Here is a 14387-nt window from a genome sequence, read left to right as displayed (position 1 = left end):
CCGTCAGAGCATTCATACGCGCAACGGCGGCTTGCCTTACACTGCGCGCCTATGACTAACATCCCCCACACCCAAATCGCCGAACCCGCCGTCACCTGCTCGACATGTGCGGCCTGCTGCTGCCAGCTGGAAGTGATGCTGATCACCGACACCGGCGTACCGGAGCGTTACATCGACACAGACGATTGGGGCGGCGAAGTGATGCTGCGCCTCGACGACGGTTGGTGTGCGGCGCTGGACCGGGACACGATGATGTGCACGATCTATGAGCGGCGGCCGTTGATTTGCCGGGAGTTCGAGATGGGCGCGCCGGAGTGTCTGGAGGAAAGGCAGGGGATTGCGACGGCCTATCGCTGATCCTGCGACAAGTGGGTGTCCAAATGTGGGAGCGGGCTTGCTCGCGAATGCGGTGGGTCAGCAACAGATGCATTGACTGACACACCGCATTCGCGAGCAAGCCCGCTCCCACACAAGCCCGCTCCCACAGGGGATTTTCATTAGCCAGAAAAATTATAGCGCCAGGGTGTAGTGCAACGAGTAGCTCTCGACCCCATCGTTGTTACTGCTCAGCCCCGCATTGGAATAGTGCGTCGCGCGAATGCCGACTTCATGCCCGCCATTGAAGCGCAAGCCGAAGCCCAGCCGGTCTTCGAACTGAAAGGCCTGGCCAATATTGTTGTCTTCGACCCGCGTGCGCGAAAACACCGCCACGCCAACCCCTGCCTCGATGTACGGCTTGACCGTCTCCCCGGCAAATTCATACACAAACACTGGCGAGAACGACAGGCTGCTGACGCTGGCACGTTTGTCACCGTCCCAGTAGGTGTAGGCGCCGCTCCAGTAACCGGTCAAGCGACCGGTATCGCTCTGCCACCAGCTTTTATCCCACTGCGATGTCAGCCCCAACCGGTAGGTCATGGTTGAATCACTGGTACTCCCCACCCCCAATTCCAGGCCAGCGGCCTGGGCTGAAACGGAGTGTCCTACAACGACGGCCGCAATCGCAGCCAAACAGAACAAGCGCTTCATAAGAAACATCCCTTCCGAACGTAGTTATATGGTTTGTGTACACACTATCTCGCTAATAGAAGCCGGCGCGTAGACAGAAGTTCCCGCCGATAACACCGTCATTTCACGAAATTTTCACGCCCCGAAGCTTCGCACAACGCCCGGATATTTCCATAGTGTCGGTAGGATATTTCTTAGGTGATACACATCGCCGCTGGTCCAGAACTGTGCCGGTTCAGGATGGCCGCTGGCCAACAGGTCGCGCTCGCCCAGCAAACGCTTGAGCTGGCGGGCCACGGCGGCGCCGGTGTCGATGAGGATGATGCTGGGGGGCAGCATCTGTGCCAGGAGTGGCTTGAGGAAGGGGTAGTGGGTGCAGCCGAGAATGATGGTGTCGCAACCGGCGCTGAGCAACGGGTCGATATAACCCTGCAACAACTGGCGCAACGCAGGGCTGTTCAGGTCGCCGGTCTCGATCAGTTCCACCAGGCCTGGGCAGGGTTGGGTGACCACGCGCACATCGGTGGCGAAGCGGTCGAGCAAGGCGGCGAACTTGGCGCTTTGCAAGGTGCCGGTGGTGGCAAGCACGCCAACCACACCGCTGCGGGTCGCGGCGGCAGCGGGTTTGACGGCGGGCTCCATGCCCACCAGCGGCCAGTCGGGAGAATCCAGGCGTAGGTCGGCCACGGCCGCGACGGTGGCGGTATTGCAGGCAATCACAAACGCCTTGGCGCCCTTCTCGCGGAAAAAGGCGGCGACTTGTCGCGAACGCTCAAGAATAAAGGCCGGGCTTTTCTCGCCATACGGAATATGCCCGCAATCGGCCACATACAGCAGCGATTCGTGGGGCAGCAGTTGCTGGATTTCGTCCAGCACCGTCAAGCCGCCGATGCCGGAATCGAACACACCGATGGGCGCGTCCTTAACCATGTTGCGGCCCGCACACGCTGCAACCGGGGTCGCGCTTGACGCGCAGCTCACGGAAACGGCTGGTCAAGGCATCGATCAACAGCAGGCGCCCCACCAGCGGCTCGCCGAAACCGGCCAGCAGCTTGAGGGCTTCCAGCGCTTGCAGGCTGCCGACCAGGCCCACCAGCGGGCCGACCACGCCGGCTTCGCTGCAGGTCAGTTCGGTGTCGCTGCCGTGCCCGTATAAACAGTGGTAACACGGGCTTTCGGCGCGACGAGGGTCGAACACCGACAACTGTCCTTCCAGGCGAATCGCCGCGCCGCTGATCAACGGCTTGGTCGCGGCGACGCAGGCGGCGTTGACCGCTTCGCGGGTGGAAAAGTTGTCGCTGCAATCGAGCACCACATCCACCGCCGCAACCGCAGCGGCCAGCGAATCGGCATCCAGCGCGCTGCGATGGGCCACCAGCTTGATTTCAGGGTTGATCGCGCTCAGGCGGCGCAGGGCCGAATCGACCTTGGTCTGCCCGACGCTGTCGGTGTCGTGGATGATCTGGCGTTGCAGGTTGGTCAGGTCGACAGTGTCGAAGTCCGCCACGTGCAACTCGCCAACACCGGCCGCCGCCAGGTACAACGCCACCGGCGCGCCCAGGCCGCCGAGGCCGATGATCAGGGCGCGGCCATGCTTGAGGCGCAACTGGCCGTCGATGTCGACCTGCTGCAACAGAATCTGTCGGCTATAGCGCAACAGCTCCTGATCGGTCAGCACGGCCGGCGTCCCAGGGTGATGCGTTCGTGGCCGCCCAGGTCGACGCGGCTGTGGACGTCTGCAAAGCCTTGGTTCAGCAACAGATCACGCACGGCCGGGGCCTGGTCGTAACCGTGTTCGAGCAGCAACCAACCACCGGCATTCAGGTGCGTTGGTGCTTCGTGGATGATGTGGCGCAAGTCGTCCAGGCCGTCGCGGCCCGCCACCAGCGCGCTGGCCGGTTCGAAGCGCACGTCACCGGCGACCAGGTGCGGGTCGTTGTCGGCGATGTACGGCGGGTTGCTGATGATCAGGTCGTAGGTGTGGCCTTGCAGGGCGCTGAACCAATGGCTGTTCAGTACCGTGACATTATTCAGGTGCAGGCGTTGGCGATTGCGTTCGGCCAGGGCCACGGCTTCCAGCACGCGGTCGACGGCGGTGACCTTCCAGGCCGGGCGCTCGCTGGCCAAGGCCAGGGCGATGGCGCCGCTGCCGGTGCCGAGGTCGAGGACCTGGGTCGGCGTGGCCGGCAATAATTCCAGGGCCGCTTCTACCAGCAACTCGGTGTCCGGGCGTGGAATCAGGGTGTGGGGCGCGACCTCCAGGTCCAGCTTCCAGAAGCCTTGCTGGCCGAGGATATACGCCACTGGCTCACCGCCACGGCGACGCTGCAGGTAGCTGGCAAAGGTCAGCGCGTCTTCGCTGCTGACGATTTTTTCTGGCCAGGTGTGCAGGTAGCTGCGGGGTTTGCCCAGGGCCGCCGCCAGCAGAAGCTCGGCGTCCAGGCGCGCGGTGGGCGAGTCGGGCAGGTCGGCGGCGCGCAGCAGGCTGGCAATGATGGTCATTTATTCACCTATCGCCGCTAATTGATCGGCCTGGTATTCGGCGAGCAACGGCTCGATCACGGCATCGACGCCACCGGCGAGAATCTCGTCGAGGGAGTAAAGCGTGAGGTTGACGCGGTGGTCGGTGACCCGGCCCTGGGCAAAGTTGTAGGTACGGATGCGCTCGGAGCGGTCGCCCGAACCCACCAGCAACTTGCGCTCGCTGGCAATCGCGTTGGCGGCGGCGCTGGTCTGCTGGTCGTTGAGTTTGGCCGACAGCCAGGACATGGCCCGCGCCCGGTTCTTGTGCTGGGAACGCTCTTCCTGGCACTCCACCACGATGCCCGACGGCAAGTGGGTGATGCGGATCGCGGAATCGGTCTTGTTGACGTGCTGGCCGCCGGCGCCCGACGAGCGGTAGGTGTCGACGCGCAGGTCAGCCGGATTGATCTCGATGGCTTCCTGCTCGTCCGGCTCGGGCAACACGGCCACGGTGCACGCGGAGGTGTGGATACGGCCTTGGGATTCGGTAGCCGGCACGCGCTGTACGCGGTGCGCGCCGGACTCGAACTTGAGCTTGCCGTAGACGTTGTCGCCTTCGACCCGCGCGATGACTTCTTTATAGCCGCCGTGCTCGCCCTCGTTCTCCGAGAGGATCTCGACCCGCCAGCCGCGACGCTCGGCATAACGCGAATACATGCGGAACAGGTCGCCGGAGAAGATCGCCGCCTCGTCGCCGCCGGTGCCGGCGCGGATTTCGAGGAACACGTTGCGCCCGTCATTCGGGTCTTTGGGCAGCAGCATGCGTTGCAGGTCGCCTTCCAGCGCGACCAGTTTTTCCTTGGCCTCGCGGACTTCTTCCACGGCCATTTCGCGCATGTCCGGGTCGCTGTCCTTGAGCAGTGCCTGGGCACCTTCGAGGTCGGCCTGGGTTTTCAGCCACTGGCCGTAGGTGGTCACAATCGGCTCAACTTCCGCGTATTCCTTGGAATAGGTGCGGAATTTGGTCTGATCGGAGATGACTTCGCCATCGCCGAGCAAGGCGGTCAGTTCTTCGAAACGGTCCTGGAGCACGTCCAGTTTATTGAGCAGTGACGCTTTCATTGCGGTTTTTTATCCGAAGAGCTATCTGACGCGCCCTCACCGAGGGCAAAGAGTTCCTGGGCCATGGCCAGCGCATCGAGGCGGCCTTCGGCGGTAAGCTTTTTCAGTTGCACGCTGGGGGCATGCAGTAATTTGTTGGTCAGGCCCCGGGCCAGTTGCATCAGCACCTCTTCGGCGCTGCTGCCGTTGGCCAGCAAGCGCTGGGCCTTGCTCAGTTCCTCGTCGCGCAGGCGTTCGCCCTGCTGACGATACGCCTTGAGCACGTCCACCGCTGCCAGTTCACGCAGGCGCACCATGAAATCGTCGGCGCCGGTGCTGACCATCTCCTCGGCCGCCTGGGCAGCGCCCTGGCGGCTCTTGAGGTTTTCGGCGACCACTTCGTGCAGATCGTCGACGCTATAGAGGTAAACGTCGTCCAACTCGCCGACTTCGGGCTCGATATCCCGGGGAACGGCGATATCCACCATAAAGATCGGCTTGTGCTTGCGCAGCTTCAGCGCGCTCTCGACCGCGCCTTTACCGAGGATCGGCAACTGGCTGGCGGTGGAGCTGATGACGATATCGCTGCGCACCAGTTCGGCCGGGATGTCCGACAGCAACACCGCGTGGGCGCCAAACTGCTCGGCGAGGATACTCGCGCGTTCCAGCGTGCGATTGGCGACCACGATGCGCTTCACGCCCAAGTCGTGCAGGTGGCGGGCCACCAGGGTGATGGTTTCACCGGCGCCGATCAACAGGGCCTGGCTGCGCTGCAAGTCACTGAAAATCTGTTTGGCCAGGCTGACCGCGGCAAACGCCACGGACACCGGGTTTTCGCCGATGGCGGTGTCGGTGCGCACCTGCTTGGCCGAATTGAACGTGGCCTGGAACAGGCGGCCCAGCAGCGGCCCCACGGTGCCGGCCTCACGCGCCACGGCGTAAGCGGACTTCATCTGGCCGAGGATCTGCGGCTCGCCCAACACCAGCGAATCGAGACCGGCGGCCACACGCATCATGTGACGAACTGCCGCATCTTCTTCGTGCACATAAGCACACGCGCGCAGCTCTTCGAGGCTTAAATGGTGGTAATCAGCCAGCCAGCGCAGCACCACATCCGCTGAAAGATGTTCCTGCTCTATATAAAGCTCGCTGCGATTGCAGGTTGAAAGGATTGCAGCTTCGCGGCTGTCGGTGAGCCGGCAGAGCTGTTGCAAGGCCTCAACCAACTGCTCTGGCGTAAACGCCACGCGCTCGCGCACGTCTACGGAAGCAGTCTTGTGGTTAATACCGAGTGCGAGGAAGGCCATTCAATATCGCTGATGATGTCGGGAAGCCGACAATTGTCCTACTTCGAAAGATTCAGAACAACCACCGTCGTCTATTGTCCCTATACGTTGTGCCTATAAATACACCAACTGAGTCTCGGTTATGTTTGGCCGAAGGCTTGTGTCATGATGATCCGACCGCAGGTTAGTCGTCCTCTTCCTATATGAATAGATCTTCCGCGTTGCTCCTTGCTTTTGTCTTCCTCAGCGGCTGCCAGGCCTTGGCCCCGGTGTCGCCGGACGGTACGCCGCCGGTGGAAGACAGCACCCCCGCCCCTGAAAAGCCCAAGGTTTATTCCTCGTTCAGTGAAGAAACGGTGTTCAGCCTGCTGAGCGCGGAGCTGGCTGGCCAGCGCAATCGTTTCGATATTGCGCTGGATAACTACGTGACCCAGGCCATCAACACCCAGGACCCGGGCATTTCCGAGCGGGCGTTTCGCATCGCCGAGTACCTGGGCGCCGATCAGGCTGCGCTGGATACCTCGCTGATCTGGGCGAAAAACGCCCCGGATGACCTTGAAGCGCAACGCGCGGCCGCCGTGCAATTGGCACGCGCCGGGCGCTACGACGACTCCATGATCTATATGGAGAAGGTCTTGCAGGGCAAGGGCGACACCCATTTCGACTTCCTCGCGCTGTCGGCTGCCGACACCGACCAGGACACGCGCAATGGCCTGATGAAGAGTTTCGACCGCCTGCTGCAAAAACACCCGAAGAACAGCCAGCTGATTTTCGGCAAGGCCTTGCTGTTGCAACAGGACGACGAGGCGGATGCGGCGCTGACGCTGCTGGAGCAGAACCCACCGGAAGAGGGTGAAATCGCGCCGATCCTGCTGCGCGCGCGCCTGCTGCAAAACCTCAATCGCGGCAAGGAAGCGATTCCACTGCTGGAAAAAAGCATCAAGAAGTACCCGGACGACAAGCGCCTGCGCCTGACTTACGCGCGCATGCTGGTCGAGCAGGACCGCATGGAAGACGCCAAAGTGCAGTTCGCCAACCTGGTCCAGCAATACCCGGACGACGATGAGCTGCGTTATTCCCTGGCGCTGGTGTGCCTGGAAGCCAAGGCCTGGGACGAGGCCAAGGGTTATCTGCAAGAGCTGATCGAACGCGAAAGCCATGTGGACTCCGCACATCTGAACCTGGGTCGCATTGCAGAAGAGAAAAACGACCCGCAGGCCGCCCTGCTCGAATATGCCCAGGTCGGCCCCGGCAACGACTACTTGCCGGCGCAACTGCGCCAGGCCGATATCCTGATGAGCAATGGCCGCACCGACGAGGCGGAAAAACGCCTGGCGGCTGCGCGCGATGCGGAACCGGACTACGCGATCCAGCTTTATCTGATCCAGGCTGAAACCTTGTCGGCCAACAAACAGGGCGAGCGCGCCTGGAAATTGCTGCAACAAGCCTTGCTGCAGTACCCCGACGACCTGAACCTGCTTTATACCCGCGCCATGCAGGCGGAAAAACGCAATGACCTGGCGCAGATGGAAAAAGACCTGCGCCTGATCATCAAGCGCGACCCGGACAACGCCATGGCCCTGAATGCCCTGGGCTACACCTTGTCCGACCGCACGACGCGCTACGACGAAGCCAAGGCGCTGATCGAACAAGCCCACGCGCTCAACCCGGAAGACCCGGCCGTACTCGACAGCCTCGGCTGGGTGAATTACCGCCTGGGCAACCTCGATGAAGCCGAACGCTTGCTGCGCCAGGCCCTGGAGCGGTTCCCCGACCAGGAAGTCGCGGCGCACCTGGGTGAAGTGTTGTGGGCCAATGGCAAGCAGCGCGAAGCCCGTCAAATCTGGGAAAAGTTCCTCAAGGAACAACCCGAAAGCCCTATCCTGCGCGGCACCATCAAGCGCCTGACCGGATCCGAGACCCTTTAAGCTTATGTTCTTGCGCCACGTTGTAGTGTTCAGTCTCATCGCCCTGCTCGCCGGTTGTGCGGGCATCGGCAGCCGTGAATCCGTCGAGGGCCAGGGCAACCCGGCGCAATGGCAACAGCACAAGGATCAGCTCAGCAGCATCGATGGCTGGCAGATCGAAGGAAAAGTCGGCGTTCGCGCGCCGAAAGATTCCGGCAGCGGCACCTTGTTCTGGCTGCAACGCCAGGACTACTACGATATTCGCCTGTCTGGCCCATTGGGCCGCGGCGCAGCGCGCCTGACCGGCCGACCGGGGCAAGTCAGCCTGGAAGTGGCCAACCAGGGCCGCTATGAGGCGACGTCACCGGAAACCCTGCTGGAAGAACAGATGGGCTGGAAGCTGCCGGTATCGCACCTGGTCTGGTGGGTACGCGGGTTGCCCGCGCCGGACAGCAAAAGTCGCCTGAGCCTGAACGGCGACAGCCGCCTGGCCACCCTGGAGCAGGATGGTTGGCAGGTCGAGTATTTGAGCTATGTGCAGCAGAGCGGTTATTGGCTGCCGGAGCGCATCAAGCTGCATGGCACCGACCTGGATGTCACGCTGGTGATCAAGGATTGGCAACCGCGCAAATTGGGGCAATAACGTGACCGTACAAAAGCTGACCCTGCCCTCCCCCGCCAAACTCAATTTGATGCTGCATATTCTTGGGCGCCGTGAAGACGGCTATCACGAGTTGCAGACGCTGTTTCAATTCCTCGACTACGGCGATGAGATGACTTTCGCCGTTCGCGACGATGGCGTGATCCAGTTGCATACGGAATTCGAAGGCGTGCCCCACGACAGCAACCTGATCGTGAAGGCCGCAAAAAAACTTCAGGAACAATCCGGCTGCACGCTCGGCATCGACATCTGGATCGATAAAATCCTGCCCATGGGCGGTGGTATCGGCGGCGGCAGTTCGAATGCGGCCACCACGTTGCTGGGTCTGAATCACTTGTGGCAGCTGGGTTGGGACCACGATCGCCTGGCGGCGCTGGGCCTTGCGCTGGGGGCCGACGTCCCGGTTTTCGTGCGTGGACACGCCGCATTTGCTGAGGGTGTCGGGGAAAAACTCACCCCTGTAGACCCCGAAGAGCCGTGGTATCTCGTGCTTGTGCCGCAAGTATCTGTAAGTACAGCAGAAATTTTTTCAGATCCGTTGTTGACACGTAACTCTTCTCCCATTAAAGTGCGCCCCGTTCCCAAGGGAAACAGTCGAAATGACTGCTTACCGGTTGTAGCAAGGCGTTATCCAGAGGTACGTAACGCTTTGAATTTGTTAGGTAAATTTACCGAAGCAAAATTAACCGGAACTGGAAGTTGTGTGTTTGGGGGCTTCCCAAACAAAGCTGAAGCTGATAAAGTCTCGGCCCTTCTTACAGAGACCCTTACAGGGTTTGTAGCAAAGGGAAGCAACGTTTCGATGTTGCATCGCAAGCTGCAAAGTCTGCTCTAAAAGGAACCGAGTGTTAGGCACTCGTTGCAACAGATACAGGGGCGTCGCCAAGCGGTAAGGCAGCAGGTTTTGATCCTGCCATGCGTTGGTTCGAATCCAGCCGCCCCTGCCATTTTCTAATACTCATCCAGGTTACCCTCAGCCTCTAGGTACTGCGCGTGTCCAAGATGATGGTCTTTACGGGGAACGCCAACCCCGATCTGGCTCGACGTGTCGTACGTCAGCTGCATATCCCTCTCGGTGACATCTCTGTCGGTAAGTTCTCCGACGGCGAAATTACAGCCGAGATCAATGAAAACGTCCGCGGTAAAGACGTCTTCATTATTCAGCCGACTTGCGCTCCGACCAACGATAACCTGATGGAACTCGTCGTGATGGCTGATGCCTTCCGCCGCTCCTCAGCGACTCGAATCACAGCTGTAATCCCTTACTTTGGTTATGCCCGTCAGGATCGCCGTCCGCGTTCCGCACGTGTAGCTATCAGCGCGAAAGTCGTTGCTGACATGCTGACCGTGGTAGGTATCGACCGTGTTCTCACGGTTGACCTGCACGCTGACCAAATCCAGGGGTTCTTCGATATTCCGGTAGATAACATCTACGGTTCGCCAGTATTGGTGGATGACATCGAAGACCAGCGCTTTGAAAACCTGATGATCGTGTCCCCGGACATTGGTGGCGTCGTGCGTGCACGGGCTGTTGCCAAATCCTTGGGCGTGGACCTCGGGATCATCGACAAACGCCGTGAAAAAGCCAATCACTCTGAAGTGATGCATATCATCGGTGATGTCGAAGGGCGTACCTGTATTCTGGTTGATGACATGGTCGACACCGCCGGCACCCTGTGCCACGCGGCGAAAGCCTTGAAAGAGCACGGTGCCGCAAAAGTCTTCGCCTACTGCACACACCCTGTGCTGTCGGGCCGAGCGATCGAGAACATCGAGAACTCCATGCTGGACGAACTGGTGGTGACTAACACCATCCCGTTGTCCGCAGCAGCTCAAGCCTGTTCGCGTATCCGTCAACTGGATATCGCACCGGTAGTTGCCGAGGCGGTTCGCCGCATCAGCAATGAAGAATCGATCAGCGCGATGTTCCGTTAAGGGTCAAACCTTCGGATCATTTCACTGACGAAAAGCGCCCCGCCCCAGCATTCTGTTGGGGCGGGGCTTTTTTGCCCATATCGCCTTTAGCGCTGGTCGCAAACGCTGGGGCGAATGTGGTTATTTTGGAGATACAACATGAACGATTTTACTCTGAATGCTGAAGCGCGTTCCGACCTGGGGAAAGGTGCGAGCCGCCGCCTGCGTCGTCTCGCAAGCCTGGTTCCAGCTGTAGTTTACGGTGGCGAAAAAGCCCCTGAATCCATCAGCATGCTGGCCAAAGAAATCGCCAAACTGCTCGAAAACGAAGCTGCCTACAGCCACGTTATCGAACTGAACGTTGGCGGCACCAAGCAAAACGTAATCATCAAAGCTCTGCAACGTCACCCGGCCAAAGGCCACGTGCTGCACGCTGACTTTGTACGCGTTGTTGCTGGTCAGAAACTGACCGCGATCGTTCCAGTTCACTTCGTTGGTGAAGCTGCTCCGATCAAGAAAGGCGGCGAAATCTCGCACGTTGTTGCTGAGATCGAAGTAACTTGCCTGCCGAAAGACCTGCCTGAGTTCATCGAAGTCGATCTGACTAACGCTGAAGTCGGCACCATCATCCACCTGTCCGACCTCAAAGCCCCTAAAGGCGTTGAGTTTGTTGCACTGGCTCACGGTGATGACAAAGCTGTTGCAAACGTACACGCTCCACGCGTTGCACCAGAAGCAGACGCTGCAGAGTAATTCACTCTGTAACGTCGGAGCTTGAGGAAACATCGCGGACCGGAACGTAGCGAGAAAGCGGGCGATAACGCGGCGTTTTACTCTTGAGTAAATAGCTTCTGTCGTCCACTTTCGCCGCACAACGGTTGCGGCGATGTTATCCACAACTCCAAAGGAAGGGCCCCTGTCGTGACTGCCATTAAACTGATCGTTGGCCTGGGAAATCCAGGCGCCGAATACGAACAGACCCGGCATAACGCGGGGGCCCTTTTTGTTGAGCGTATCGCCCACGCGCAAGGTGTGAACCTTGTGGCCGATCGCAAGTATTTTGGCCTGACCGGGCGCTTCTCGCACCAGGGTCAGGATGTTCGTCTGTTGATTCCCACCACCTACATGAACCGCAGCGGCCAGGCTGTCGCGGCGCTTGCGAATTTCTTCCGGATCAAACCCGAAGAAATCCTGGTGGCCCATGACGAACTGGACCTGCCACCCGGCGTTGCCAAGCTCAAGCTCGGCGGCGGGCATGGCGGGCACAATGGCCTGCGCGACATCATCGCGCAGTTGGGTAATCAGAATAATTTCTACCGTCTGCGGCTTGGCATTGGCCACCCAGGCGTCGCCAGTATGGTTTCAAATTTCGTCCTGGGTCGTGCGCCACGCGCCGAACAGGAAAAACTCGATGCCAGCATCGACTTTGCCCTCGGCGTGCTGCCGGATATCTTCGCCGGTGAATGGAACCGCGCGATGAAAAACCTGCACAGCCAGAAGGCCTGACTCTTACCGAGGGGAAACACCATGGGATTCAATTGCGGCATCGTCGGCCTGCCCAACGTCGGCAAATCCACCCTGTTCAACGCCCTGACCAAGTCCGGTATTGCGGCGGAGAACTTCCCCTTCTGCACCATCGAGCCCAACAGCGGTATCGTGCCGATGCCGGACGCTCGCCTGGATGCACTGGCGGCCATCGTCAATCCCAAGCGCATCCTGCCGACCACCATGGAATTCGTCGACATCGCCGGCCTGGTTGCCGGCGCGTCGAAAGGTGAAGGCCTGGGCAACAAGTTCCTGGCCAACATCCGCGAAACCGATGCCATCGCCCACGTGGTCCGCTGCTTTGAAGACGAGAACGTGATTCACGTCTCCAACAGCGTCGACCCGAAACGCGACATCGAGATCATCGACCTGGAACTGATCTTCGCCGACCTCGACAGCTGCGAGAAGCAACTGCAGAAGGTCGCGCGCAACGCCAAGGGCGGCGACAAGGACGCAGTGGTCCAGAAAGGCCTGCTGGAACAACTGATCGCGCACTTCACCGAAGGCAAGCCTGCACGCAGCCTGATGAAGAACATGGGCGCTGATGAGAAGGCCGTGATCAAGGGCTTCCACCTGCTGACTACCAAGCCAGTGATGTACATCGCCAACGTTGCCGAAGACGGCTTCGAGAACAACCCGCTGCTGGACGTGGTCAAGGCCATCGCCGACGAAGAAGGCGCGATCGTGGTGCCGGTGTGCAACAAGATCGAAGCAGAAATCGCCGAGCTCGATGACGGCGAAGAGAAGGACATGTTCCTTGAAGCCCTGGGTCTGGAAGAACCTGGCCTGAACCGCGTAATCCGCGCCGGTTACGAAATGCTCAACCTGCAGACTTACTTCACCGCCGGTGTCGAAGAAGTCCGTGCATGGACCGTCAAGGTCGGCGCCACCGCGCCACAGGCCGCCGGCGTGATCCACACCGACTTCGAAAAAGGCTTTATCCGTGCCGAAGTGATCGCCTACAACGACTTCATCCAGTTCAAGGGTGAAGCCGGTGCCAAGGAAGCCGGTAAATGGCGCCTGGAAGGCAAGGACTACATCGTTAAAGATGGCGATGTGATGCACTTCCGTTTCAACGTATAAGTTTTCCCTGCGGCCTTGCCGCAAACAAAAAGCCGATGCCATGCATCGGCTTTTTTGTGGGCGCTGAACGCGCAGACAAGAATATATCGTCGCACTTTAAACTTGAATTTAAGATTTATCTTACTGACACCCCGCGCAACTTCGTACCTAGCAATAAGCACCCAACTCAAATAGCAAACACCTCTTACTTTTCGTACAGCATCTTGGCCATTTGACCCTTACCTGTCCAAAGACAAACTTGTTAAGTTTAATTGTCCTGATTGATATCGACAGCGCATCAGACCAACAATGAAGTGATCGCGACAGTGGAGCACCCTCACTATGTCGGCCTCGTTTCAAATAGACAAGGAAGTGGACCCTCTCTTTATTGAAGGGTCGGATATTGAAGAAACGATCAATGCTACTGCGACCCTCAACATTGACATCCTGCTACTGGGGGAAACCGGCACAGGCAAGGACACCCTGGCACAACGGGTGCACCTTCTCTCAGGGCGGCGAGGCAGTTTCATTGCAGTGAACTGCGCGGCCATCCCGGAAAGCCTTGCGGAAAGCCAATTGTTCGGCGTCAACAGCGGTGCCTATACCGGGGCCATGCAATCACGGGCCGGGTTCGTGGAGGCGGCTCACCTGGGCACTCTATACCTGGATGAAATCGACAGCATGCCGCTGACCCTGCAAGCCAAGCTATTGCGGGTGCTGGAGTCGCGCGGCGTGGAGCGCCTGGGATCGACCCGCTTCATCCCCGTCGATATGCGCGTCATTGCATCGGCCCAACACTCGTTGCACGCGATGGTCGAGCAAGGCACGTTCAGGCGCGACTTGTACTTTCGCCTGAATGTCGTCCACATCCAACTTCCAGCCCTACGGGATAGACGCGAGCGCATCATCCCGCTGTTCCTGGAAATGGTCCAGCAAGAAGCCGCCCATTTCGGCTGTTCGGCCCCGCCGCCGCCCAGCGGGCTGCTCCAACAATTGCTGAGCCAGCCTTGGCTGGGCAACGTCCGCGAACTGCGCTCGACGGCTAAACGGTTCGTGCTGGGCTTACCTCTGCTATCGCCTCCCGGCAGCAACCGGCAAGAAACCGTGATGAGCCTGAAAACACGCCTGCAACAACTTGAAAAATCCTTGATTGAAGAAGCGTTGTTCCGCCACGAGCACAGTGTCGATAGCACCGCAGCAGAGCTAGGCGTGGCCAAACGCACGCTCTACTACAGAATGAAACAACTTGATATATCACTGATCCAAGCCGACACCAAGAACATTTAGAAACATCTGACACTGAAATACTTGGAACGCCTTATTTCCAAATACCACATAAATATGGCCAGGCTAGCATCGAAATAAACCATGTAAAAGCATGGCTCTGGCCAGGCTAATGATGCGTACATCAAACCTTCAAATATTGAAATTGGAGCTTCA

At 59.4% G+C, this 14387-nt stretch carries 15 protein-coding genes and 1 tRNA gene; 10 read left to right on the top strand and 6 right to left on the bottom strand.

The window, feature by feature from the left end; all coding sequences use genetic code 11:
• The first annotated feature begins 51 nt into the window (after nucleotides 1-51).
• Nucleotides 52-357: a YkgJ family cysteine cluster protein gene (locus tag ACZRMO_RS00385; protein ID WP_071491045.1), complete on the top strand. Its 306-nt coding sequence runs from the start codon at nucleotides 52-54 to the stop codon at nucleotides 355-357.
• A 153-nt stretch (nucleotides 358-510) separates the two neighbouring features.
• On the opposite strand, the gene ACZRMO_RS00380 is transcribed toward ACZRMO_RS00385, so the two are convergent.
• From ACZRMO_RS00380 to hemA, 6 genes are all read right to left on the bottom strand, one after another.
• Nucleotides 511-1029, bottom strand: a complete 519-nt coding sequence (locus tag ACZRMO_RS00380; RefSeq protein ID WP_463971538.1) for an acyloxyacyl hydrolase — start codon at nucleotides 1027-1029, stop codon at nucleotides 511-513.
• A 114-nt stretch (nucleotides 1030-1143) separates the two neighbouring features.
• Nucleotides 1144-1938, bottom strand: coding sequence for a glutamate racemase (gene murI, locus ACZRMO_RS00375; RefSeq protein ID WP_463971537.1), 795 nt, complete (start codon nucleotides 1936-1938; stop codon nucleotides 1144-1146).
• Entirely contained in the window at nucleotides 1931-2686 is a 756-nt protein-coding gene (locus tag ACZRMO_RS00370; RefSeq protein ID WP_463971536.1) for a molybdopterin-synthase adenylyltransferase MoeB, read from the bottom strand. The genes murI and ACZRMO_RS00370 overlap by 8 nt, the downstream gene beginning before the upstream one ends.
• A complete protein-coding gene (gene prmC, locus ACZRMO_RS00365) occupies nucleotides 2680-3510 on the bottom strand; it encodes a peptide chain release factor N(5)-glutamine methyltransferase (RefSeq protein WP_463971535.1) in 831 nt (276 codons plus the stop codon). Before prmC ends, ACZRMO_RS00370 begins: the two co-directional genes overlap by 7 nt.
• Nucleotides 3511-4593: a peptide chain release factor 1 gene (prfA, locus tag ACZRMO_RS00360; RefSeq protein WP_122489521.1), complete on the bottom strand. Its 1083-nt coding sequence runs from the start codon at nucleotides 4591-4593 to the stop codon at nucleotides 3511-3513.
• Entirely contained in the window at nucleotides 4590-5879 is a 1290-nt protein-coding gene (hemA, locus tag ACZRMO_RS00355; RefSeq protein ID WP_124529887.1) for a glutamyl-tRNA reductase, read from the bottom strand. Before hemA ends, prfA begins: the two co-directional genes overlap by 4 nt.
• Before the next feature lie 182 nt (nucleotides 5880-6061).
• Here hemA and ACZRMO_RS00350 point away from each other — a divergent pair, with 182 nt between their 5' ends.
• The 9 genes from ACZRMO_RS00350 (at nucleotide 6062) to ACZRMO_RS00310 (ending at nucleotide 14234) form a co-directional block, all read left to right on the top strand.
• Complete coding sequence (locus ACZRMO_RS00350) at nucleotides 6062-7786, top strand: tetratricopeptide repeat protein (protein WP_463971534.1); 1725 nt, start codon at nucleotides 6062-6064, stop codon at nucleotides 7784-7786.
• Nucleotides 7787-7790: 4 nt separating this feature from the next.
• Nucleotides 7791-8408, top strand: a complete 618-nt coding sequence (lolB, locus tag ACZRMO_RS00345; RefSeq protein ID WP_463971533.1) for a lipoprotein insertase outer membrane protein LolB — start codon at nucleotides 7791-7793, stop codon at nucleotides 8406-8408.
• A 49-nt stretch (nucleotides 8409-8457) separates the two neighbouring features.
• The gene (gene ispE / locus ACZRMO_RS00340) at nucleotides 8458-9261 is read left to right on the top strand and encodes a 4-(cytidine 5'-diphospho)-2-C-methyl-D-erythritol kinase (protein ID WP_463972109.1); all 804 of its coding nucleotides are present in this window, start codon (nucleotides 8458-8460) and stop codon (nucleotides 9259-9261) included.
• Between the two features lie 37 nt (nucleotides 9262-9298).
• Nucleotides 9299-9373: transfer RNA gene (locus ACZRMO_RS00335), tRNA-Gln, on the top strand.
• 46 nt (nucleotides 9374-9419) lie between these two features.
• Entirely contained in the window at nucleotides 9420-10361 is a 942-nt protein-coding gene (locus ACZRMO_RS00330) for a ribose-phosphate pyrophosphokinase (RefSeq protein WP_003208392.1), read from the top strand.
• A gap of 138 nt (nucleotides 10362-10499) precedes the next feature.
• Nucleotides 10500-11093 (top strand): 50S ribosomal protein L25/general stress protein Ctc, encoded by a 594-nt coding sequence (locus ACZRMO_RS00325; protein ID WP_124529895.1) that lies wholly within the window; start codon nucleotides 10500-10502, stop codon nucleotides 11091-11093.
• Nucleotides 11094-11261: 168 nt separating this feature from the next.
• Entirely contained in the window at nucleotides 11262-11846 is a 585-nt protein-coding gene (pth, locus tag ACZRMO_RS00320) for an aminoacyl-tRNA hydrolase (RefSeq protein WP_017735148.1), read from the top strand.
• A gap of 21 nt (nucleotides 11847-11867) precedes the next feature.
• Nucleotides 11868-12968, top strand: coding sequence for a redox-regulated ATPase YchF (gene ychF, locus ACZRMO_RS00315; RefSeq protein ID WP_124529897.1), 1101 nt, complete (start codon nucleotides 11868-11870; stop codon nucleotides 12966-12968).
• 321 nt (nucleotides 12969-13289) lie between these two features.
• Complete coding sequence (locus ACZRMO_RS00310) at nucleotides 13290-14234, top strand: sigma 54-interacting transcriptional regulator (RefSeq protein WP_463971532.1); 945 nt, start codon at nucleotides 13290-13292, stop codon at nucleotides 14232-14234.
• Nucleotides 14235-14387: the final 153 nt, after the last annotated feature.

The sequence above is a fragment of the Pseudomonas sp. B611 genome, from assembly GCF_055407965.1.
Note: the sequence above shows the minus strand (reverse complement) of the source record. Positions and strands in the feature narration are given on the sequence as shown.